General features: G+C 72.7%; 21 protein-coding genes. 14 read left to right on the plus strand and 7 right to left on the minus strand.

Annotation, left to right across the window (positions count from 1 at the left end; all coding sequences use genetic code 11):
• Positions 1-62 precede the first annotated feature (62 nt).
• On the minus strand, positions 63-941 hold the full coding sequence (locus ACSMXO_RS03465; RefSeq protein WP_346261010.1) for a serine hydrolase: 879 nt from the start codon (positions 939-941) through the stop codon (positions 63-65).
• 59 nt (positions 942-1,000) lie between these two features.
• Here ACSMXO_RS03465 and ACSMXO_RS03470 point away from each other — a divergent pair, with 59 nt between their 5' ends.
• Positions 1,001-1,975, plus strand: a complete 975-nt coding sequence (locus tag ACSMXO_RS03470; RefSeq protein WP_455416676.1) for a LysR family transcriptional regulator — start codon at positions 1,001-1,003, stop codon at positions 1,973-1,975.
• Between the two features lie 28 nt (positions 1,976-2,003).
• Here ACSMXO_RS03470 and ACSMXO_RS03475 read toward each other — a convergent pair whose 3' ends face one another.
• Positions 2,004-2,450, minus strand: coding sequence for a hypothetical protein (locus ACSMXO_RS03475; RefSeq protein WP_455416677.1), 447 nt, complete (start codon positions 2,448-2,450; stop codon positions 2,004-2,006).
• A gap of 264 nt (positions 2,451-2,714) precedes the next feature.
• Between ACSMXO_RS03475 and ACSMXO_RS03480 the strand changes: the two genes are divergently transcribed.
• Positions 2,715-3,239 (plus strand): GNAT family N-acetyltransferase, encoded by a 525-nt coding sequence (locus ACSMXO_RS03480; protein WP_455416678.1) that lies wholly within the window; start codon positions 2,715-2,717, stop codon positions 3,237-3,239.
• Positions 3,240-3,256: 17 nt separating this feature from the next.
• Here ACSMXO_RS03480 and ACSMXO_RS03485 read toward each other — a convergent pair whose 3' ends face one another.
• A complete protein-coding gene (locus ACSMXO_RS03485) occupies positions 3,257-4,531 on the minus strand; it encodes a CobW family GTP-binding protein (RefSeq protein ID WP_455416679.1) in 1,275 nt (424 codons plus the stop codon).
• A 259-nt stretch (positions 4,532-4,790) separates the two neighbouring features.
• Here ACSMXO_RS03485 and rpmG point away from each other — a divergent pair, with 259 nt between their 5' ends.
• Complete coding sequence (gene rpmG / locus ACSMXO_RS03490; RefSeq protein WP_346263670.1) at positions 4,791-4,958, plus strand: 50S ribosomal protein L33; 168 nt, start codon at positions 4,791-4,793, stop codon at positions 4,956-4,958.
• A 63-nt stretch (positions 4,959-5,021) separates the two neighbouring features.
• Here the strand turns inward: rpmG and ACSMXO_RS03495 are convergent, their stop codons facing one another.
• Genes ACSMXO_RS03495 through ACSMXO_RS03505 form a run of 3 tightly spaced genes read right to left on the minus strand, consistent with a single transcriptional unit; the run spans position 5,022 to position 7,075 of the window.
• A complete protein-coding gene (locus ACSMXO_RS03495) occupies positions 5,022-5,603 on the minus strand; it encodes a CGNR zinc finger domain-containing protein (protein WP_346263671.1) in 582 nt (193 codons plus the stop codon).
• A gap of 18 nt (positions 5,604-5,621) precedes the next feature.
• The gene (locus ACSMXO_RS03500) at positions 5,622-6,803 is read right to left on the minus strand and encodes a glutathionylspermidine synthase family protein (protein ID WP_346263672.1); all 1,182 of its coding nucleotides are present in this window, start codon (positions 6,801-6,803) and stop codon (positions 5,622-5,624) included.
• A gap of 2 nt (positions 6,804-6,805) precedes the next feature.
• Complete coding sequence (locus tag ACSMXO_RS03505; protein ID WP_346263673.1) at positions 6,806-7,075, minus strand: hypothetical protein; 270 nt, start codon at positions 7,073-7,075, stop codon at positions 6,806-6,808.
• A gap of 144 nt (positions 7,076-7,219) precedes the next feature.
• Here ACSMXO_RS03505 and ACSMXO_RS03510 point away from each other — a divergent pair, with 144 nt between their 5' ends.
• Positions 7,220-8,140: a proline dehydrogenase family protein gene (locus ACSMXO_RS03510; protein ID WP_455416680.1), complete on the plus strand. Its 921-nt coding sequence runs from the start codon at positions 7,220-7,222 to the stop codon at positions 8,138-8,140.
• A 128-nt stretch (positions 8,141-8,268) separates the two neighbouring features.
• Positions 8,269-9,039 (plus strand): DUF1963 domain-containing protein, encoded by a 771-nt coding sequence (locus tag ACSMXO_RS03515; protein WP_455416681.1) that lies wholly within the window; start codon positions 8,269-8,271, stop codon positions 9,037-9,039.
• A 159-nt stretch (positions 9,040-9,198) separates the two neighbouring features.
• Here the strand turns inward: ACSMXO_RS03515 and ACSMXO_RS03520 are convergent, their stop codons facing one another.
• A complete protein-coding gene (locus ACSMXO_RS03520; RefSeq protein ID WP_455416682.1) occupies positions 9,199-11,808 on the minus strand; it encodes a hypothetical protein in 2,610 nt (869 codons plus the stop codon).
• A gap of 426 nt (positions 11,809-12,234) precedes the next feature.
• On the opposite strand from ACSMXO_RS03520, the gene ACSMXO_RS03525 reads away from it, so the two are divergent.
• The 9 genes from ACSMXO_RS03525 to ACSMXO_RS03565 all read left to right on the plus strand — a co-directional run bounded on the left by ACSMXO_RS03525 (position 12,235) and on the right by ACSMXO_RS03565 (position 21,473).
• On the plus strand, positions 12,235-12,939 hold the full coding sequence (locus ACSMXO_RS03525) for a permease prefix domain 1-containing protein (protein ID WP_455416683.1): 705 nt from the start codon (positions 12,235-12,237) through the stop codon (positions 12,937-12,939).
• A gap of 43 nt (positions 12,940-12,982) precedes the next feature.
• Positions 12,983-14,782, plus strand: coding sequence for a hypothetical protein (locus ACSMXO_RS03530; RefSeq protein ID WP_455416684.1), 1,800 nt, complete (start codon positions 12,983-12,985; stop codon positions 14,780-14,782).
• A 36-nt stretch (positions 14,783-14,818) separates the two neighbouring features.
• Positions 14,819-16,276 carry an efflux RND transporter periplasmic adaptor subunit gene (locus ACSMXO_RS03535; RefSeq protein ID WP_455419159.1) on the plus strand — a complete coding sequence of 486 codons (1,458 nt, stop codon included), beginning with the start codon at positions 14,819-14,821 and terminating at the stop codon, positions 16,274-16,276.
• Positions 16,277-16,364: 88 nt separating this feature from the next.
• Positions 16,365-17,291: an ABC transporter ATP-binding protein gene (locus ACSMXO_RS03540; protein ID WP_455419160.1), complete on the plus strand. Its 927-nt coding sequence runs from the start codon at positions 16,365-16,367 to the stop codon at positions 17,289-17,291.
• Positions 17,288-18,472 carry an ABC transporter permease gene (locus tag ACSMXO_RS03545; RefSeq protein ID WP_455416685.1) on the plus strand — a complete coding sequence of 395 codons (1,185 nt, stop codon included), beginning with the start codon at positions 17,288-17,290 and terminating at the stop codon, positions 18,470-18,472. The genes ACSMXO_RS03540 and ACSMXO_RS03545 overlap by 4 nt, the downstream gene beginning before the upstream one ends.
• Positions 18,473-18,655: 183 nt before the next feature.
• A complete protein-coding gene (locus tag ACSMXO_RS03550; RefSeq protein ID WP_101369425.1) occupies positions 18,656-18,868 on the plus strand; it encodes a helix-turn-helix domain-containing protein in 213 nt (70 codons plus the stop codon).
• A 228-nt stretch (positions 18,869-19,096) separates the two neighbouring features.
• The gene (locus ACSMXO_RS03555; protein ID WP_007465623.1) at positions 19,097-19,198 is read left to right on the plus strand and encodes a 30S ribosomal protein bS22; all 102 of its coding nucleotides are present in this window, start codon (positions 19,097-19,099) and stop codon (positions 19,196-19,198) included.
• A gap of 119 nt (positions 19,199-19,317) precedes the next feature.
• Positions 19,318-20,442 carry an NAD-dependent epimerase/dehydratase family protein gene (locus ACSMXO_RS03560; protein ID WP_346259888.1) on the plus strand — a complete coding sequence of 375 codons (1,125 nt, stop codon included), beginning with the start codon at positions 19,318-19,320 and terminating at the stop codon, positions 20,440-20,442.
• A 173-nt stretch (positions 20,443-20,615) separates the two neighbouring features.
• The gene (locus ACSMXO_RS03565) at positions 20,616-21,473 is read left to right on the plus strand and encodes a lysophospholipid acyltransferase family protein (RefSeq protein ID WP_455419161.1); all 858 of its coding nucleotides are present in this window, start codon (positions 20,616-20,618) and stop codon (positions 21,471-21,473) included.
• Positions 21,474-21,486 lie beyond the last annotated feature (13 nt).

Genomic DNA, 21,486 nt, shown 5'->3' on the forward strand with positions numbered 1-21,486 from the left:
CGGGTGGCGGGGCGCTCGATATCCGTTCGGATATCAGCCCAGCTCCAGGCGGGCGGCGGCGGTCAGCGGGCGCGCAGGGACTCGACGGCGGTCCGGGCCGCCTCGCCGATCGCCAGGTCGACGTCGATCCGGCGGGTGGCCAGCCGCCGGGTCCGGGCGAAGACCGCGATCGCGTACCGGCCGCCGTCCGGGTACTCGGCGACCCCGGCCTCGGCGTGCAGGCCGGGCAGGGTACCGGTCTTCGCCGCCACCCGTACGCCGGGCGGGAAGCCGGAGGCGATCCGGGTCCAGAAGAGCTGCCGGCCCATCAGTTCCCGGACCAGCGCACCCGCCGGGGCCGGCGCCGCCTCGTCCCGCCAGATCAGTCCGAGCAGCCGGGTGACGTCCCGGGCCGTGCTGGAGGTGGTCCGCTCCGGGTCCTGCACCCGCATCGCCCGGATCCGCTCCTCCGGCAGCAGCGGGAAGATCTGCGCGAACTCGGCGTCGTCCCGCGCGCCGACGTCGGCGTACATGGACTCCAGCAGTTGCCGGGGCCCACCGAGGATCCGGGTACGGGTCAATCCCAGCTCGGCGGCGAGCAGCGGCAGCACGTCCGGACCGACCCGGCGCAGCAGCAGGTCGGCGGCGCTGTTGTCGGTGACCGTGATGGCGAAGTACGCCAGGTCCCGCAGCGACACCTCGACGTCGTCGGCACAGCCGGCCGTACCCCAGCCGCCCAACCGGTCCTCGGCGCGTACGACCACCCGCTCGGTCGGGTCGAGCTGCCCGGCGGCGGCCTGCCGGGCGAACTCCAGGACCAGCAGGATCTTGAAGATCGAGGCGAGCACGACCTGGTCGTCGGCGCCGATGCCCAGCTCGGCCCCGCTGTCGATGTCGGTGACGTGCAGCCGGGCGTCGACCCCCACAGCGTCGAATATCCGGGTGATACGTCCGGTCGGCACCTGGCGACGATAGCCGGCCGGCGGGCGGCTCCGATATCCGAACTCATATCATCGTCCGGGTGGACCTGGCCCGGCACCTTCGGCAGTTCGTGGTGGTGGCCGAGGAGCTGCACTTCGGTCGGGCCGCCGAGATCCTCGGCATCGCCCAGCCGCCGCTGAGCCAGTCGATCCAGCGGCTGGAACGGGAGCTCGGGGTCCAGCTCTTCGACCGCTCCCGGCGCCAGATCAGCCTGACCACCGCCGGGCAGCTCCTGCTGGCCGAGGCGCCAACCCTGCTCGCCGCCGAGGAACGCATCCGGATCGTGATGCGCAAGGCCCGGGACGGCGAGATCGGGACGTTGCGGGCGGGCGTACCGCCGGAGACCCCGGCCGTCACGCTCCAGGCGCTGCTGCACGGGATGGCGGCGCGGGCGCCCGGCCTGGACGTCGACCTCCAGGAGTTGACCAGCGCGGAGCAGCTCCGGATGCTCGCCGAGGCCCGCCTCGACGTGGGGCTGGTGCACCACCCGGTCCGGGCCGAGGCGCTGCGGGCCGGACCGGCCGTCGAGGTCCGGTTGGGGGTGCTACTGCCGCGCGCCTCGCCGCTGGCCCAGTTGCGGGAGGTCGCGCTCGCCGACCTCGCCGGGCACGACCTGGCGATCTTTCCTCGGGCCACCGCGCCGGACTGGCACGACCGGGTCCTCGACCTCTGCCGCCGGCACGGCTTCACACCCCGGCGGATCCGGCACGCCGGCAACCCGGAGTTCCTGCTCGGCCTGGTGCTCGCTCGCGGGTGCGTGGCGTTCGAGCCGGAGTCGACGGCCCGCCGGGAGCCCCGAGTCGCCTGGCGGCCGCTGACCGAGCCGGTGCTGCGCCGCCGCACCTCCGGGGTCTGGCCGGACCGGTCGGCGCATCCGGCCGCGTCGACCTTCGCCCAGGTCGCCGCCGAGATCCTGGCGGGCCCGGCCCCGGCCGTCCCGATCGTGCTGGGTACCGGCCAGCCGCGCCCGTGGTCGGTGGTCTATCCGCCGGACGACTTCCCCGGACCGGGGTGAGACCGAGGGTATGCGGACCGGCGAGCGTTCAGTTCCGGTGGGCCGACGGCAGGGTCGACAACTCGGCGACCGTAACGAGCAGCTCGATCGGGTACTCGTTGTCGGCCTGGCCGATCGCGAGTCCCACCCACCGGTCGACCTCCGGCCGCCGCCAGACCTGGACCTCGCCGGTGAGCATGCCGAGCCGGGAGACCGGTTCGGGCGCCGACTCGTCGTCCCAGTCGATCCGGACGATCTCGGGTCCGCCCCACCGGGCGGTCAACGCGGCGGCCAGGTGGCCGAAGGCGGTCTCGATCTCCTGCTGGGCCGCCTCGCGGACCTCCTCGTCCCGGTCTTCCCAGAAGTCCCGGCTGGCCTGGAGGTGGCACAGGTGGTAACCCGCCCCGCTGAACAGGTGCGCCTCGCCGGAGTCCCCGGCCCGGAACGGCCGTGCGAGCAGGGCGTCGATGACGGCGAGCTGGTCGGCGGTGGCCATCGGACGAGACTACCGAGGTGGGAACGTCGAGGAGCGACCGTCCCAGGGCCGGTGAAGTGCCCGTCCCCGCGCACACCGTCCGGAAGGTCCGCATCACGAGGGCGGATCCGAGGCGGCGCGCACGACGGGACGCTGCGGCTGGTTGACGTACCCGGGCCGGCGAGGTGGCCCCCGGTCACGGGCCACCGGCGGGAAACTCCGGCTGGATTGTCGGTCCGACCCGCTTGAATGGCAGGGAGAGGACGGACGGAAAGGTGGGAAGGCGTGGCTGGAGGATTGGATCGGGTCCGGATCGAGCCGTGGAGCGAGGGCGACCTCGACCTGCTCCGCCGGATCAACGCGCCCGAGATGAAGCGGCACCTGGGCGGCCCGGAGACCGAGGAGCAGGTCCTTGCCCGGCACGAGCGTTACGTCCGGTTCGGCGGCGGCGGGCAGGGGTGCATGTTCCGGGTGGTCGCCATCCCGGACGAGGTGCCGGTCGGCAGCGTCGGCTACTGGGCACGGGACTGGCACGACCGGACGGTCTACGAGATGGGCTGGAGCATCCTGCCGGCGTACCAGGGCAGAGGGCTGGCCACCGCCGCGCTGCTGGCCGTGGTCGACGAGGCCCGCGCCCGGCGGACTCACCGGTACGCGCACGCCTATCCCTCGGTCGACAACGCCGCCTCCAACGCGGTCTGCCGAAAGGCCGGCTTCGAGCTGCTCGGCGTGACCGAGTTCGAGTTTCCGAAGGGGCAGCTGATGCGCTCCAACGACTGGCGGCTCGACCTGACCGCAGCCGATCTCTAGGCACATGCCCGGCCGGATCAGGTGTCCGGTGTGGACGGTGCGGATCCGGGGGCGGGGAAGCAGCCGGCGAACGGGTCGGGATAGCCGCGCCAGCCGGCCTCGCCGTCGGCCAGTTCGGCGTCCGTGAGCAGGCAGCGGGCGAGCGTGCGGTGGATGTCGACCGGGTCCAGGTCGAAGCCGACGAAGACCAGGTAGTTGTGCCGGTCGCCGTAGTACGGGTCCCAGTCCAGTGCGGCGGCGAGCCGGCGCTGGTCGCTCGCCTCGGCCCAGTCCTCGTCCGGCGCGTCGACCAGCCACCGGCCGAGGGTGCCCAGCGTCAGGCCGCCGCCGGCGAACTCCCAGCCGATCGCGATCTGCGGCTGGCTGGCCAGCCAGCACACGCCCCGGGAACGGAGCACCGGCGCGTTGACCGCCGTCAGCACCTCGTGCAGCCGTCCGGGGTGGAACGGCCGGCGGGCCCGGAACACCGCCGACACCACCCCGTGGTCCGGCTGCGGTTCCGGTACGCCGAGCAGGTGGCCCTCGATCCCCCGGGCCAGTACGCCGGGCGTCTCCGGCCGGTGCCGGTCGGTGTGCCGCAGCCGCCGGGTCAGCGCGCCCGCGTCGACGTACGGCTCGGTGACGGGGAGTTGCACGGCCCACGGGGCCAGCCGGTGCAGCAGTACCGACAGTTGACCGCTGTCGGAGCTGTCGCCGGGGGCGCCCCACAGCACGAGGGTGTCGGCGTACTCGATCTGCCGGGCGATCACGTCGGCGAGGCCCCGGTGGTCGTCGTCGGCGGCCTGGATGCCGAGCGTGGCCAGGTCGTCCGGGCTGGCCAGCCCGTCGAGCAGGTGCGCGGCATCGACCACCGTCACGTACGAGTCGAAGTGCAGCCGGTCGGTGACCGGGGCGCCGTCCACCAGGTGGTGGGCGCAGACCTCGGCGACCGCCTCCGGCTCGACGGTCTCCGGCAGTAGCAGCACCAGGTCCCGGCCGGGACGGGTCCGGGCCAGCCGGGTGAGGGTGGGCAGCACGTCCTCGCGCAGGGTGCTGGAGAGGCAGCCGTGCGCCAGCGCGATCATCTCGTCCTCGACGATCCCGGCTCCGTCGCGGACGACCCGGCGGAGCACCCCGGCGCGCAGGTCGGTCAGCTCGTGCCGGACGAGCAACAGGCTCGGGTCGTCGGCGAGCAGCGCCCTCGCCACCGCGTAGCTGGCGGCGGGCCAGAACCCGGTGAGCACGGTGACCGAGGCGCGGCCGTTGGTGCGGGCGGCGGCGTCGAGGTGGTCGGGGGCCAGGGGTGACGACATGGCGGGCCTTCCGGAGTAGTTGAAAATGATTGTCAGTATAAGCGGGCTCCTGTCGTCGGGTTAGAGTCGCCCGCCGCGTGGAACTCGGCGGGCAGGGTCGGAGGAGGACCTGGTCAGGACGAAATGGTCGTACGCGGTCGAGGAGGAATCAGATGCCCAGACGGAGCGCCCGCACCGGCGCACGGCCGAGCGACAGTCTCGTACGCAACCGGGCGTGGCGGCCCGTGCGCAACCCGGCGTGGCGGGAGGTGACGGTCTGATGGCCCGGCGCAACGACGTACGCCCGATCGTCAAGCTGCGCAGCACCGGCGGTACCGGCTACACGTACGTGACCAGGAAGAACCGCCGCAACGACCCGGACCGGATGGTGGTGCGCAAGTACGACCCGGTGCTCCGCCGGCATGTCGACTTCCGCGAGGAGCGCTGACGGCACCCGGGTGGGGTGGTCAGCGGCGCCCCTGCCCAGGACCGGGGCGCCGCCACGAGCCGGTCAGCCGACCGGGGCCGGGGTCTTCTCCTCGATCTCGGCCACGACCGGTGCCTTCGCCTCCACCGCTGCCCGCTTGCGGGCCCGGTGCGCGGCGACGTGCGACCGGGTGGCGCAGCGCTCCGAGCAGAACCGGCGGCAGCAGTTGGACGAGGTGTCCAGATAGACGTTGCCGCAGCGGTCGTCGGCGCAGACACCGAACCGGGAACTGCCGTACTCGCACAGCCAGACCGACAGCCCCCAGACCGCGCCGGCCAGGAACTCGGCACTCACCGAGGCCCCCCGGCTGGTCACGTGCATGTGCCAGTCCTTGGCATCGTGTCCGGAGATCCGTGGTTGGACGGGATAGCTCTCCAAAAGCGAATTCAGCTCGTCCACCGCGTCGGCGTCCCGTCCCGAGGAGCCGAATTCGAAGACGTCCCGCAGGCGTTTCTGGGCCCGGCGGAAGGCGGCGACGTCCCGTTCGGTCACCTCGTCGCGCATCCAGCCGTGCTCGTCGGTGAAAACGGCCCGCAGGTCGTCGAGGTCGTCGAGTCGCGCGTTGACGAGATCGACCCCGGTCCGGGCGTACGCGTCGAAGTTCACCCGACAACCGTAGACGACTTACGGCTCCCGTGGCGCGTCCACGTAGTGGGGAAGGAACCGCGCGTAGCCATCGGTGATCAGGCTCCGGCTCTCCCGCAGCCCGGCACCAGCCGCCTCGCCGGCCACGACCCAACTGCCCAGCACCAGGTGATTATCCGAGAACGACGGTAGTGCGCGGAATTGCTGGTAACACCATCCTTCGTCACCGTAAATCCCTGGATTGTCGATCTCGCCGGCTCTGGTGACGATCCGCACCGAACCACCCTCCCGACCCAACAGCGGCTTGACCACGTATTCGGTCATTCCCCGGGGCGAGTCGAGGTACGCCGGCAGCAGGTAGGGATGGCCGGGATAGAGCTCCCAGAGTACGGCCAGCAGTGCCTTGTTGGAGAGCAACAGCTTCCAGGCCGGCTCGATCCAGGTGGTCGGGGTGCCCGGGTCCAGTGCCGGCCGGCCGTACGGCTCGGCGAGCATCCACTCCCACGGATAGAGCTTGAAGCAGGTGAGGATCGGCGTGCTCGCCCCGTCCGGGCCGGGCGGGCCGGTGAACCGGCGGCCGTCCCAGCCGATCTGGAGCATCGGCAGCAGCTCGGTCTTCAGCCCCGCCTGCCGGGCGGTCTCGGCGAGGTAGCCGGCGGTCATCTGGTCCTCGCCGGTCTCCTCCTCGTCCGACCAGGCGACGTGCACCAGCGGGTCGTGCAGGCCGGCGCCGATCCGCTGCCAGGCCGCGACCAGCCGTTCGTGCACGCTGTTCCACTGGTCCAGCTCGGGACGGGTGTCCTCCAGCCAGTACCACTGGATCACCGCCGCCTCGACCAGCGCGGTCGGGGTGTCCGCGTTGTACTCCAGCAGCTTCGGCGGCCACGAGCCGTCGTACCAGAGGTCGAACCGGCCGTACAGCGTGGGCGGCTGTTCGCGCAGCGACCGGGTGACCGCCTCGGCGGCCCAGGCCGGGATGCCGAACTCGGCGAACCGGTTCCGTGCCACCACGTGCTCGGCGGCGGCCACCGACATCCGGTGCAGCTCCTCGGTCGCCTCCTCCAGCCGGAGCACCTCGTCGAGGTCGAAGGCGTAGCAGGCGCTCTCGTCCCAGTACGACATGAGGCCGCCGTCCGGCAGCTCGGTGTCGGCGTAGACCAGGCCCTGCGCGCGGACCGTCGCCGACCAGTCCGGCCGGGGCGGGCAGCTCTCCCGGCGCACCGTCAGCCGCCGCAGGAGGCGAGGTGGGTGCCGAAGCCGCCCCGCTCGGGGAGTACGTCCGGGGCAGTCGACCCGGCGGTCGTGGTGGTCGGCACGGTGGCCGGGGCGTACGCCGCCAGCGCGAGCGAGCGGGGCCGTGGCGTGCTCGATCGCGAGTCGCAGTCGTCGTCGTCACCCACCTGGTTGCACCCGGAGAGGGTGACGGCGAGGGCGGTGAGCGCGCCCAGTTGCACGCTCGCGGACCGGAGACGGCGTCGCGAAACTTTTTCCACGAGATCGTTGTAACCGATCCGCGCCACCGCGGACACCCCGACCCGCGTCGCACCGCCCGCGGCCCTCGTGCGGGTCCGTCACCCGGTCGCCCGGGAGGCTCCGGTCCCCGCGTACCGGTGACCGGCTGGCGTTACGCTCGGCTCATGCTCCGATCGGTCATCCTCGCCGCCTCCCGGTCATCCCGGATCGAGCGGCTCGTCGAGACGGCCCCGTTCACCCGGGACGTCGTACGCCGGTTCGTCGCCGGCACCACCACCGACGACGCGCTGCGCGCCACCCGCCAGCTCGTCGCCGACGGTCTCGCGGTCTCCATCGACCACCTGGGCGAGGACACCGTCAACCCAGCCCAGGCCATCGCCGTCCGGGACGAGTACCTGGCCCTGCTCGGCGGGCTCGCCGAGGCCGGGCTCACCCCGCCGGCCGAGGTCAGCGTCAAGCTCTCGGCGCTGGGCCAGAAGTTCGACGAGCGGCTGGCCCGGGAGCACGCGCACGCGATCTGCGCCGCCGCGGCGGCGGCCCGGACCACGGTCACGCTGGACATGGAGGACCACACCACCACCGACTCGACCCTGGACATCCTGGCCGAGCTGCGCAAGGACTTTCCGGGTACGGGGGCGGTGCTCCAGGCGTACCTGCGGCGCACCGAGGCGGACTGTCGGGAGCTGGCCACCCCGGGGTCGCGGGTGCGGCTCTGCAAGGGGGCCTACTCCGAGCCCGAGTCGGTGGCGTACCAGTCGGCGCGGGAAGTGGACAAGTCATATGTCCGGTGCCTGAACATCCTGCTTGCCGGCCAGGGGTACCCGATGATCGCCACCCACGACCCCCGGCTGATCGCGATCGCCGAGGACCGGTCCCGGTGGTTCGACCGTACGCCGGACCAGTTCGAGTTCCAGCTCCTCTACGGCGTACGCCCGGACGAGCAGGCCCGGCTCGCCGAGGCCGGCCACACCGTGCGCGTCTACCTGCCGTACGGCACCGACTGGTACGGCTACCTGATGCGCCGGCTCGCCGAGCGCCCGGCCAACCTGGCGTTCTTCGCCCGCGCCGTGGCGACCCGGAGGTAGCCCCCGCCGACCCGGAGGTGACCGGTCCGGCCACGCCGATCGGCCCGTTGCCCCGCCTGGGCTCTCTGGCCGGGCTGGGCCCTTTGGCCCGGCTGGGATCGAGCCGTTTCGCCTGGCATCCTCGCGCCATGGACTTCTCCCGTGCGGTGGCGGCGTTGCGTGCCGCCCTCGCCGACTCGCCCCGGGCACAGGCCGATCCCGACCTGCTCGAACAGGTCCTCGGCCTGGTCCGCCCCTCGATCGGACTCGCCGTACCGGCCCGGTGCCGCGACGGCGAGCCCGCCGGCCCGGTCGCAGGCTGGTACGGCGGACTGCCCGGACTGCCGGACGGGGTGCGGTGGCCGGAGCACCAGGGGCGGTCGATGGCGCTGTTGGCCCGGCTCGACTGCGCCGCGCTGGCGCCGCTGCTCGGTCCGGAGTGGATGCTGCCCCGGGACGGGACGCTGCTCTTCTTCTCCGACGAGTGGTTCCGCGCCGACTTCGGGGCGGGCCCGGGTGACGACGGCTGCGCCGTGCTGCACGTACCCGTCGGGCTGCCGGACCGGGCCGCCCCGTCGGAGGTGGAGGTGATTCCGGCGCTGCCGCTCGTCGCCGCCCCGGTCCTGGCCGCACCCGACTACGCCGAGCCGGAACTCGCGGCGGCCTTCTCAGCCGATCCGATCAGGGTGATGGACCTGGTCACCGAGATCCGTGACCGGCTGCCGACCGTGCGGCACCGGCTGCTGGGCTGGCCGGACAGCCCGGTGGTGGGACCGGCCGGCCACCGGCCGCTGCTCGCGCTGGAGGCCGAGCAGGGAACCGCCTGGGGCGAACTGGTCGGGATCTCGTTCTGGATCGACGGCGCGGACCTGGCGGCGGGCCGGTTCTCCCGGGTACGCCGGGTCCTCGACGTCGCCTGATACGCCCGCCCCGGTACGCGGAGACGCGCATCCGGCCCGCCGAGGGTGCGATCTGATGATCGTTGCCCCCGACGGACCGGATGCGTCCGCTCCGTCACCGGCCGTGGTCTCCGTTACCGGCTACCCGCCACCGGTCACCTGCGCTCGGTTACCCGAGGATCAGGCGAAGCAGTTGTCGATTTTGTCATCTTTTTTGTCGCCGGCGCAGTTGTCAGGCCGGTTCTTGCTGATCACGGTGTCGTCGTCCACCTTGACCTTGGCGTGCTCGGCGAAGAGCCCGCCGCCCTTCTTGGTGGCGTCGTTCTCGACGATCTTGCTCTTCTTCAGTTCGAGCGAACCGCCCTCGACCGCGATGCCGCCACCGACCGAACGCGCGCCGACGGCGCTGTTCTCGCTGACCTCGGTGTCCCGCACGATCACCTCGGACTTCTCGGCGAAGATGCCGCCGCCGTCGCCCCGCGTGGTGTTCTTGGTGATCTTGCTCTTGTCCACCGTGAGCAGACCCTTGATGGTGGCGATTCCGCCGCCGTCCTTGGTGCCGAGGTTCTTGCTGACGTGCAGCCCCCGGACCGTGAGGGTGGCGTCCTTGTTGAAGAGGCCGCCGCCGACCTTCGCGGTGTTGCCGTTGACCTCGCCGTCCGAGACCTTGGTCCGGGCCGAGATGCTGGCGATGCCGCCGCCCTCTGCCGCGTTGTTGTGCTCGAAGGCGCTCTTGGTGATGTCGGCCGCCCCCTGGTAGTTGGCGAGCCCGCCACCAGCCTTGTGGGCGCTGTTGCTGAAGAACTCGGACTTCTCCACGGTGAGGACACCACCGTTGAGGATCCCGCCACCGTTGCCGGCCGAGTTGTTCTCCTCGAACTTGCTCTCGGTGACTTCGAGGTGGCCGTCGTTGAAGATCGCGCCGCCGCCGCCGTCCTTGGCGAGTGCGGTGCTGTCCGAGATCGTGACCCGCTTGACCGTGGCGCTGGCGCCGTGGTCGACCGAGATCGCGCCACCCTCGTCCGCCCGCCCGTTCTTCAGGAAGACGTCACTCAACTCCAACTCGCCACCGTCACGGACGGTGAAGAAGCGGAAGTCCTTGGCGTACGTGTCCCGGGTGATGGTCGCGCCCTCACCCTTGATCTTGATCGGCGCCTTGATCACCGGCAGGCCGGACTTGTCGTGCTTCTTGTCGTCCTTCTTGCCGTCCTTCTTGTCGTCCTTCTTGTCGTCCTTCTTGTCGTCCTTCTTGGCTTCCGTCCCCGGCACGCCCATGGTGCCGTTGGCGGAGGCGGCGTCGGACGACGCCTTGCCGTAGTCCTTCTCGCCCTTCTCACCCTTGCCGTTGTGCTTCTCGCCGCTGTCGTCGTGCGCGGTGAGCGTGTAGGTGCACTTCGGCGCGAGCTTGAGGCTGCCGCCACCCTCGGCGTTGGCGTGCACCAGCGCGGCGATGAGCTTGTCGGGGTCGCATGGTACGGACGTCACCTTCTCGTCCTCGCGCTTGTCCTCGTCCGCGCGCCTGCCCTCGTCCTTGCGCTTGTCCTCGTCCTCGCGCTTGTCCGAGCCACAACCCTCGCGGCCATTCTGGGACCCGCCGTTCCAGCCCGACCCCTCCGAGCCTGAGCCCTGCCAGCCCGAGCCGTTCTCGCCGCCGCCCTGGGACCCGCCGTTCCAGCCGGAGCCGCCCTGCGAGCCGCCCTGCGACCCGCCTTGTGAGCCGCCCTGGGATCCGCCGTTCCAGCCGGAGCCGCCCTGCGACCCGCCTTGCGAGCCGCCCTGGGAGCCGCCGTGCCAGCGAGAGCTGTCGGAGCCGGGAGTCTCCCCGGACGAGCCGTTCTCGCCGCCGCCCTGGGATCCGCCGTTCCAGCCGGAGCCGCCCTGCGAGCCGCCCTGCGACCCGCCTTGTGAGCCGCCCTGGGATCCGCCGTTCCAGCCGGAGCCGCCCTGCGACCCGCCCTGCGACCCGCCTTGTGAGCCGCCCTGCGACCCGCCGTTCCAGCCGGAGCCGCCCTGTGAGCCGCCCTGCGAGCCGCCTTGCCAGCCGGAGCCGCCCTGTGAGCCGCCCTGCGAGCCGCCTTGCCAGCCCGAGCCGCCCTGCGAGCCGCCCTGCCAGCCGGAGCCGCCCTGCGACCCGGAACCGTTGGAGTCCTTGGAGTCCTCGTGCTTCTCCTTGGCATCCTTGGAGTCCTCGTGGTTCTCCTTGGTGTCCTTGGACTCGGCGGCCGGTCCGGCCTTGGGGTCCTTGGTCGCGGTCGGTCCGGCCTTCGGGTCCTTGGACTCGGTGGCCGGTCCGGCCTTGGGGTCCTTGGTCGCGGTCGGTCCGGCCTTCGGGTCCTTGGACTCGGCGGCCGGTCCGGCCTTCGGGTCCTTGGTCGCGGTCGGCCCCGCCTTCGGGTCCTTCGACTCCTCGGGCTTCGCCTTCTGGTCCTCGGCCTTCTTGTCGCCGTGGCCCTGCCAGCCGCCGGGCTTGCAGTAGTCCTGCCAGTTGCCGCCCTGGGAGTCGCCGCCGCCCTCGTGCTTGCCGTTCTGGTCCTTGGGATCTTCGTGCTTGCCCTGGTCTTTGCCGTTGTCGCCCTTGTCGTTCTCGGCGGCGACGACGGACAACTGTCCCAGGTCCACGTCTGCCAGACCCTTGTCGCCGGCCAACGTGGCCACCCCGGCCAGGCCAGCCGCGCCAGCTACCAGGCTGCCAGCGACGATGCCCCCGGCTAAGAACCACCGGGACCGCCGCCTTTTTGGCCGCGCCGTGGGCTGACCGGGATCCACGTGGCTCCCTTGGAATTCGGACATCAAGCTCCCTGCCTTTCGAATACAAGACACGGCCGCACCATCTGGGGCGCGGAGGGCCACAAATAGGTTGTAGCCACTTAACGTCACCGTACGGTGCCGTTCAGTGCATCGCGGGCCTATATGAAGAAAACCCACGAACCAGTGGAATTAGGGCCGGTCCACGCTTGAAAAGCGCTAACCGGATAGATGCGGGCCAGACCGTGGCAATCCCATTTCGGGCAGAAAAAAGCAGATGGCTACTCGGCGGACGTACCGCTCTTCCTGTCTGAGTTGACTGGTCCAGGCATGATTCGTACATCGAACCCATCACGCTCATCTGTCGCGTTGGGGTAGTCACGGCCGTAAAGCCGCCCTATCCGGGTCAGGGTTCCTCCGGCAGGGTTGCTCCGGATGGCCTTTCACCCGTGCGGCAGCGAGACTGGGGCGGTGACCGCCCCGATCGACGACTACGTCTCCGCGGTTGGTGACCGGTTGCGCGGCTCCGTCCGGTTGCGGGCCGACATGCTGGCCGAGATCCGGGACGCGCTGGTCGATGCCGCCGAGGGGTACCGGCACGCCGGGCTGACCGAGCCGGAGGCGCAGCGGTTGGCCGTCCGGGAGTTCGGCACGGCCGACCGGATCGCGGCGGGACTCCAGGACGTACTGGCGGTGGCACAGGGACGGCGTACCGCGCTGTTGCTCGTCGGAGTGCTCGGCGCCCAGTACGGCGCGTCGGAGCTGCTGGGTCGGATCGGCGGCTGGCAGCAATTCTGGGACGGCGTCGAGCCGGGGGCGGCGTACCTGTGGCTGGCCCGGGTGACGGACACCTTCGCCGGGCTCGCCCTCGGCACCGCCCTCGTCGCGGCCATCCTGCTGCGCTGGGGACCACGGCACTTCGACGTCCGCCCAGCGGCGATCCGGCTGACCGCCGTACTCGCCTCGGTGGTGGTCGGGGTGACCATGGTCTGCGGCGTGCTGCTGGCCGTACTGCCGCCGGGGGACGGGGGCGCGCAGGCGCTGGTCGGCGGAATGGGTTGGGCGGTCTCGTCGGGCCTGCTGCTCGGCTCGGCGCGGCACTGCTGGCGGGCCGCGGCGGAGCGGCCGGACTTCCGGCCGGCGGCACAGCCGGCCGGGTCGTGCGCGGGTCGGTGAGGGCAGGTTTCCACGGCTGGACGATTGGTCGTACTCTCCGGCGGTGACCGACGGGGAGTACCGCGACCGCCCACCGGCCGACCACCAGCCGCAGATCGGCTACCCACCGGCCGATTACCCGCCTTCCGGGTACCCGCCGTCCGGCGGTTACCCGCCCCCGGAGCCGGAGCCGACCGCGCACGGCCTCCCGCCGGCCGCCGCCGGCTATCCGGTGCAGCCCACCGGCTACCGGCAGGACCCCCGCCACCACCAGCCCACCGCTACCGGTCACCAGCCCGCCGGCTACGGTGCTGGGGCCGAGCCGACCGCCAGCTACCAGCCCGCCGGTTCGGGGATGGGCGCGGAGGCACCGCCCACCGGTTACCAGGCTGCCGGTCAGGGGGCTGGTGCCGAGCTGCCCGTCGGCTACCAGCCGGCCGGTTACCAGGCCGGCCGGTACCCGCCAGGGCCGGTCGGTTACCAGGCGGGGCCCGGCTATCCGGCGTCGGCCGGGTACCCGATGCCGGGCGGCTATCCGATGCCCGGCGGCTACCCGCCACCGGCCGGGCTGGTTCCGCCGCCGCGCCGCCGCCGGTGGCCGCTCTGGGTGGGGCTCGGGACCGTCGTGGCCCTGCTGCTCTGCGCGGTCCCGGTCGCGATCGGTGCGGTGCTGCTCGACCGGGCGTCCGGGCCGACCGGCCCGGCCGCCGGTGCCGGGGCGGCCGCCAGCCCGAAGGCCGGCGACCCGCCCTCGGTCACCGGCGACTGGCTCACCGCGCAGATCCGCGGCCTGCTCGACGCGCAGGCGAAGGCGTTGCTCGGCGGCGACGAGAACGGCTACGTCGGGCTCGCCGAGCCGAACACGCCGATCGCCCGGCAACTCCGGCGCGACTTCCGGACACTGCGGGCGATGCGGGTGAGCAAGTGGGAGCCGAAGCTGCTGGGCCGGGTGAGCGAACTCAACACGGCCGGCGAGTGGCGGGCCAACCTCACCCTCTCGCACTGCTTCGTCAGCCCGGCCTGCGAGCCGAACGAGATCACCATGGTCACCCGGTGGAAGGACGTCGTCGGCCAGCCACGGCTGTTCGCGATCGACACCGACGAGACCGGCGGGCCGGGTCGGCCCCGGCCCTGGGAGAGCGACGAGCTGGTCGCCTCGATCGGCGAACGCACCCTGGTCGCCGCGCCCCGGGCGTTCCGGGACCGGCTGCCCGACCTGCTGCGCGAGGGGGAGCGGGCGGCCAGGGTCGCCGACCGGTACGCCGTGGACGGCAAGCCACCGGAGCGCTACCTGATCTTCTACGCCGGCCCGAACGAGTGGAGCCGCTGGTACGGCGGCAACCGTCCGGAGTGGACCGCTGGATACGCCGTACCGGTCGGCGGCGACCAGTACGACCTGGTGCTCAACTCCAAGGCCGTGGTGCCGGGCCAGTACGCCGACCTGATGCGGCACGAGCTGACCCACGCCTCCTCGCTGGCCGGCGCCGACCGGATCCCCGACGACGCCTGGTGGCTGGTGGAGGGGATCGCCGAACAGGCGGCGGCCGGCGGCCGGGCGGCGAGCCGGTACGGCAGCCTCGACGACGTCGACCGGCTGGTCAACTCGGGCTGGAACGGCGAATTGGCGGACGTGGCGCCCAGCGACCGTTCCGAGGACTGGCACGTCGCCGGCAGCTACGGCGTCGGCTACCTCGCCGTCCGGCATCTCGTCGACCGGTTCGGCGAGAAGGACGTACTCACCTTCTTCAAGCTGGTGGTGCACGACGGCCGGTCGGAGGAGGAGGCGTCCCAGGAGGCGTTCGGTCAGGACTGGTCGAAGCTGCACGACGAGTGCGTGGCGTACGTGAAGAGGACCGCCTCCTGATCAGGTGCAGCTCAGCGGGCTCGCGGCCCGCGCGTCCTGCCGGCCGGTGCGGGTGGCACCTCGTACCATGGCGGCGTGCGTCGCGCCTCTCCGCCGCGCCTGCCCGCAGCACCGCGGCCCCGTCACTCCGTGATATCCGCCGCCCTCCTCGCCCTCACCGTCCTGTTCGGCCTCTCCGCGGCCTCCTGTGAGTCCGACGACCAGGTCAGGTTGGCCAGTGTGGAGCGGGCCGACATCGCTGAACTGGTCGACGCGCCGGCCAGCGTGACGGCGCGGGCGGCGGCCACCCTGAGCGCACCCGCCGACGGCACCCTGGCCGAGCTGCGGGTCAGGCCGGGTGCCCTGGTCAAGCCGGGCCGGGTGCTCGCGGTTGTCGACTCGCCCTCGGCCCGGGACCGGCTGGCCAAGGCCCGCCGGGCCCTCGACGCGGCGCGGAGCGCCGGGCGGGGCGTCGGCGGCGGCACCGACCTGTCCCGGTTGCGCCGTGGCACCGACCGGGCGGCGGCGCAGGCGTTCCGGGCCGCCCGGGACGCCGCCGGCAAGCTCACCGACCCGGCCGCCCGGGCCGCGCTGCTCGCCCAGATCCGGATCGCGGAGCGGCAGTACGAGGCGGCGGCCGAGACGGCCGGTGCGGCGGTACGCGCCGTCCAGCGCGGCGTCGCCGGGCTGAATTCCGCGGTACGGGCCCTCTCCGCAGCCCAGCGTCTCCAGGCCGAGCAGGCGTACGACCTGGCGAAGGCGACCGTCGACGCGCTCGTGCTGCGGGCACCGATCGGCGGGGTGGTGCAGCTCGGCGGTCCCGCCTCGCCGGCTGCCGGTGCCGGTACGGCCGACGCGCTGGCCGGACTACTCGGCGCGACCGGTGGGCTGGGTGCCCCGGGCGGGGTCGATCCGACCGGGGCGCTCGGCGGGGGCAACCCGACCGCACCGGTGGCCGGCGTCGACGGCGCGGTGCCGGTCGGCGGCCGGGTGAGCGCGGGCACCCCGATCCTGACCGTGGTGGACCTGACCGACCTCGGGCTGGTCGCCGAGGTGGACGAGACCGACGTGCTGCTGGTCAACCAGGGGGTGCCGGCGAGCGTGGAACTGGACGCCGCCACCGGAGCGGAATATTCGGCCCGGGTCCGCTCGGTCGACGTACTGCCGACCGCGTCGGCCCGGGGTGGTGTCTCGTACCGGGTGCGGCTCTCGCTCGGCCCCGGGCGCTTCGCCGACGGGCGGGCCGCCCCGGCGCCGCGCCCCGGGATGAGCGCGGTGGTCCGGCTGCGGGTCCGGGAGGCGGCCGGCGCGGTGACCGTACCGGCCGCGGCGGTGCACTCGGCGCAGGGGCGGGACGCGGTCTGGGTGGTCGAGGACGGGATCGCCGAGCAGGTGCCGGTGACGGTCGGGGTACAGGGCCAGGACCTGGTGCAGATCGTCAGCGGGGTGCAGCCGGGCCAGCAGGTGGTGGTCAGCGGCGGCGACCAGGTGCGCCCCGGAGAGCGGGTACGTTGACTTCCTCTCCGCGGAGGATCCGGTGACCGCCGCGCCGGTGGGCAGCTCCGGCGACGTCGCGACCGGTGGACCGACCCGGCGGTCCGGGGTGGCGGTCGAGGCGGTCGACCTGGTCCGGACGTACGACCTGGGCGGGGTGTCGGTGACCGCGCTGCGCGGTGTCTCGCTGACCATCGCCGCCGGTGACTACGTGGCGGTGGTCGGCCCGTCCGGGTCGGGCAAGTCGACCCTGATGCACCTGCTCGGCGGGCTGGACCGGCCCACCACCGGCCGGCTGGTGATCGGCGGTCGGGACGTCGCCACGCTGGACGCCGGAGAACTCGCCACGCTGCGCAACGAGACCATCGGCTTCGTCTTCCAGTCGTTCCACCTGCTGCCCCGGACCTCCGCACTCGACAACGTCGCGCTGCCGCTGGTCTACCGGGGCATCGGCGGCCGGCGACGGCGCGAACTGGCGGCGGCGATGCTGGGCCGGGTCGGCCTCGGGCACCGGCTGGACCACCGGCCCAACCAGCTCTCCGGCGGTGAGCAGCAGCGGGTGGCGATCGCCCGGGCCCTGGTCACCGATCCGGTCCTGCTGCTCGCCGACGAGCCGACCGGCAACCTGGACAGCGCGACCGGCGAGTCCGTGCTGACCCTGCTGGAGGAGTTGAACGCCTCCGACGGGGTGGCGCTGGTGTTGGTCACCCACGACCGGGAGGTCGCCGAGCGGGCGCACCGGCAGGTCACGATGCGCGACGGCCTCCTCGTCGCACCGCCGGTGGAGCCGGAACCGACGGGCCTACCACCGGCGGCCGGGCCGGATTCGGCGACGGTCGTGCCGGCGGCGCGGCGGGCGCCTGAGATAGTAGATCCCGCTCCCAGCGCGGAGCCCCGACGAGCGTCCGGAAGCGACTCGGGGCACCCGTCCGGTGGCTTCGGTGGCGCCACCGAAGCCACCGGACGCCGCGGGTCGGGCGGAGCCGGCTCCGGCCATGCCGACGGGCCGGCTGCCGGGGCGGGGAGCGGCTCGTGAGGATCGCCGAGGCGTGGCGGGTCGCGCTGGACGCCCTGGCGGCGAACCGGCTGCGCAGCATGCTCACCATGCTCGGGGTGGTGATCGGGGTGGCCGCCGTGGTGGTGCTGGTCGCGATCGGCACCGGCGCCAAGCGGGAGGTGGAGCAGCAGGTCGAGGGGCTCGGCTCCAACCTGCTCGTCGTGGTGCCCGGCCGGCTCGACTTCGGCGCGGCACCGGCGGTCTCCCGGCTCTCCCTGGCCGACGTCGAGGCGGTCAACCGGGTCGTCGGCGATCCGCGCCGGGTGGCGGTCACGGTCACCTCCGGTGAGACGGTCCGCGCCGGCACCCGCTCGGCGTTCACCACCGTGCAGGGCGTACTGGAGACCACGCCCGAGGTCTTCGTCCGGGAACTGGACCGGGGCAGCTACCTGACCTCGTCCGATGTCGACACCAGTCGCCGGGTGGCGGTGCTCGGCGCCACGGTCGCCGGTACCCTCTTCGGCGACCGGGAGCCGGTCGGGCAGCAGGTGGCGATCGCCGGCGTACGGTTCCGGGTGGTCGGGGTCTTCGCTCCGCTGGGGCAGAGCCTCGGAGTGGACCGGGACGACGAGGTGCACATCCCGGTCACCGCCGCGCACCGGCTCTACGGCACCCAGCGGATCGACGGGATCGCGATCAAGGCGCCGGACCGGGAGGAGATCGACGACCTCGGGGCCCGGGTCGTCGCCGAACTGACCCGGCGGCACCCGGACACCGAGTTCAGCGCGGTGACCCAGGAGCAGATCCTCGGCGTACTCGGGGACATCCTCGGGGTGCTCACCGGGGTGCTGGCGGCGATCGCCGGCATCTCGCTGCTGGTCGGCGGCGTTGGGGTCTCCAACATCATGCTGGTCTCGGTACGCGAGCGGACCCGGGAGATCGGGCTGCGCAAGGCGGTCGGCGCCCGTCCCCGGGACATCGGGATCCAGTTCCTGCTGGAGGCGGTGCTGCTGACCGCGCTCGGCGGGGTGCTCGGGATGGGGCTCGGGGTGGGCGCCGCGCTGCTGGTGGCCGCCCTCTCCCCGGTACCGGCGGTGGTCACCTGGTGGTCACTGGCGCTCTCGTTCGGGGTCTCGGCGGCGGTCGGGATCATCTTCGGGGTGGTACCGGCGCAGCGGGCCGGGCGGTTGGACCCGGTGATCGCGCTCCGCGCCGAATGACCCCTTCGGGCGTGAACTGCCCGTTCCCACCCGTCGACCTGCGTGCCAGTGATGATCAATTGCCCGAAGGGATCGCGCCGGTCACAGCCGTCCCGTTACCGTACTGGTAACACGCGCGTAGCGGCGGCGCGGAAGCATCCCGCCGGGCGGTACGCGCCGGGGATTGGGATGGGTTGGTGAGCCATGGCAGGATCACCACAGCCGGACAGCCGAATGCCGGAGGTCAGGTTTCTGACCGTCGCCGAGGTGGCGACGCTGATGCGGGTCTCGAAGATGACGGTCTACCGGCTGGTGCATTCCGGCGAGCTGACCGCGGTGCGGGTCGGCCGGTCGTTCCGGGTGCCGGAGCACGCCGTGCACGACTATCTGCGCGGTGCCTTTCAGGAGACCGCCTGACCGCTGAGCGGTGGCGTCGCGACGGTTCCGGAGCGCTCCGGGCGGTTCCTCGTGGGGGCGCTTTGGTCCGGCTGACGGCCGAGGGCTAGTCTGGACCGCGACCGTGGCCACGTGCCGAGATGGGTGCGAGCCCGTCGTGCCGGCCCGGTCCGTTGTCCAGCTCGGTAGCCGGCCGCACCCGCGGGTGAGGCCGGTCCGATCAGCACGTCGCATCAGAAGGGCTGTCGTATGGGCTCGGTGGTCAAGAAGCGCCGCAAGCGCATGGCCAAGAAGAAGCACCGCAAGCTGCTGCGCAAGACCCGCGTCCAGCGTCGCCGTCTCGGCAAGTGACCCCGGCCGGGCGCCTGCCCGGCCGGCGGTGAGCCGGTCAGCTGTCGACCTTCGGAGGCCCACGTGACGACGTCGCGGCGGTCCGGGCCCGGCCCGGGTCGTCCCGCGCGGAGCGCGAGGTGACCCCCGGTAGCACCCCCGGTGCGCCGGGGGTCGTCGTGGTGACCGGAGTCAGCCGGTTCCTCGGTGCACACGTCGCGGCGCGGCTCGTCGCCGACGGCCGGATCGCCCGGGTCGTCGGTCTCGACGTGCACGAACCGGCGGACGAGATCGCGGGGCTGCTCGACGGCGTCGAGCGGGTCCGGGCCGATGCCGGCGCGGTGAGCACCATCATTGACGAGCTGGGTGCCGACGCCGTCGTGCACCTGGCGCTGGTCACCGCGGCTGATCCGCAGCACGGCGGCCGGGCGGCGATGAAGGAGCAGAACGTCATCGGCACGATGCAGCTGCTCGCCGCCGCCCAGCGGGCGCCCCGGCTGCGCAAGCTGGTCGTCCGGTCGTCGACCGCCGCCTACGGGGCGTCGTTCCGGGACCCGGCTGTCTTCACCGAGGACACCGAGCCCCGGGCCGTGCCGCGTGGCGGCTTCGCCCGGGACATCCTCGACATCGAGGGGTACGTCCGCGGCTTCCGGCGGCGCCGCCCCGACGTCACCGCCACCGTGCTGCGCTTCGCGCCGTTCATCGGCTCGATGGCCAACACCACGCTGACCAGGTATTTCGCCCAGCCCGTGGTGCCGACCGTGCTCGGTCGCGACCCCCGGCTCCAGTTCGTGCACTTCGACGACGTGCTGGAGGTGCTGCACCGGTCGGTGGTGGAGGAGCACCCCGGGACGTACAACGTCGCCGGGCCGGGAGTGCTGGCGCTCTCCCAGGCCATCCGCCGGGCCGGCCGGGTCGCCCTGCCGGTGGTGGAGCCGGGGCTTTCCGGCGCGGCCGGGCTCGCCCGGGTGCTGGGCTTCGCCCGCTACGGACTCGACCAGGTCGACCTGTTCGTGCACGGCCGGGTGGTCGACACCACCAGGCTGACCACGGAGTACGGCTTCACCCCGCGCTCCACCGCCGCCGCCTTTGACGAGTTCATCGCCAGCCACAGCGACGGGACGGTGCTCGGGCCGGAGCAGCTCCGCCGGGCCGAGCAGGTGATCATGGACGGGATCCGGCACACCCGGGCCACGGTCCGGGACCGGATCACCCAACTCGGCGCGGTCGACGGTGCCGGGCCGGCGGAGCGGGGTGGCCGGTGACCGGCGACGACCGGCGGCCCACCGGCACCGGAAACGGCGAGAACGCAGCGGCGCGGCACGATCTGGGGAACATCCCGGACCGGCGATACTCCGCGTCTGCGGAGTACGACGGTACGGAGCTGGAGCGGTCGGCGCGGCGCAACGGGCGCCGGTCCGGCCCGACCGGGCCGGCGGTGCCCGACCGGCCGGGTGACGTCTGGGACCGGCGGGTCGCCGCCGGGCTGGCCTTCCTGCGCCGGCGCCTCTCCGGGCAGTACGAGGTCGACGAGTTCGGCTTCGACCCCGAGCTGACCGACCAGGTCTTCCATCCGGTGCTGCGCCGGCTCTACCGCGACTGGTTCCGCACCGAGGTCTACGGCGTGCGCCACCTGCCGGTCGACGGTGCCGGGCTGGTGGTCGGCAACCACTCCGGCACGGTCGCGATGGACGCGCTGGTGCTGGCGGCCGTGCTGCACGACCGGCACCCGAAACACCGCTACCTGCGGCTGCTCGGCGCCGACCTGGTCTTCCGGATGCCGGTCGTCTCCGAGCTGGTCCGCAAGACCGGCGGCACCGTGGCCTGCAACCCGGACGCCGAGCGGCTGCTCGGCCGCGGCGAGCTGGTCGGCGTCTTCCCCGAGGGCTTCAAGGGCGTCGGCAAGCTCTACGCGGACCGCTACAAGCTGCAGCGGTTCGGCCGGGGCGGCTTCGTCTCCGCCGCGCTCCGCACCGGGACGCCGATCATCCCGGTGGCGATCGTCGGTGCCGAGGAGACGTACCCGATGCTCGCCGACATCAAGCCGCTGGCCCGGCTGCTCAAGCTGCCGTACTTTCCGGTGACGCCGACCTTCCCGTGGCTCGGCCCGCTCGGTGCGGTGCCGCTGCCCAGCAAGTGGCTGATCGAGTTCTGCCCGCCGATCCCCACCGATCACCTGGTCGACTCCGCCGACGATCCGCTGGTCGTCTTCAACCTCGCCGACCAGGTCCGGGAGACCATCCAGCAGACCCTGCACCAGTTGCTGGAGAAGCGGCCCGACCCGTTCGGCCCCTGAGCGGCACCCCGAC

Source organism: Plantactinospora sp. DSM 117369, assembly GCF_053764795.1.

What these genes read in the sequence shown, in the direction of transcription:
- ACSMXO_RS03510 (WP_455416680.1), top strand. Translation starts at nt 7,220, where the DNA reads ATGCTCCGATCGGTCATCCTCGCCGCCTCCCGGTCATCCCGGATCGAG.
- ACSMXO_RS03475 (WP_455416677.1), bottom strand. Translation starts at nt 2,450, where the DNA reads ATGGCCACCGCCGACCAGCTCGCCGTCATCGACGCCCTGCTCGCACGG.
- ACSMXO_RS03485 (WP_455416679.1), bottom strand. Translation starts at nt 4,531, where the DNA reads ATGTCGTCACCCCTGGCCCCCGACCACCTCGACGCCGCCGCCCGCACC.
- ACSMXO_RS03515 (WP_455416681.1), top strand. Translation starts at nt 8,269, where the DNA reads ATGGACTTCTCCCGTGCGGTGGCGGCGTTGCGTGCCGCCCTCGCCGAC.
- ACSMXO_RS03550 (WP_101369425.1), top strand. Translation starts at nt 18,656, where the DNA reads ATGGCAGGATCACCACAGCCGGACAGCCGAATGCCGGAGGTCAGGTTT.
- ACSMXO_RS03520 (WP_455416682.1), bottom strand. Translation starts at nt 11,808, where the DNA reads ATGTCCGAATTCCAAGGGAGCCACGTGGATCCCGGTCAGCCCACGGCG.
- ACSMXO_RS03555 (WP_007465623.1), top strand. Translation starts at nt 19,097, where the DNA reads ATGGGCTCGGTGGTCAAGAAGCGCCGCAAGCGCATGGCCAAGAAGAAG.
- rpmG (WP_346263670.1), top strand. Translation starts at nt 4,791, where the DNA reads ATGGCCCGGCGCAACGACGTACGCCCGATCGTCAAGCTGCGCAGCACC.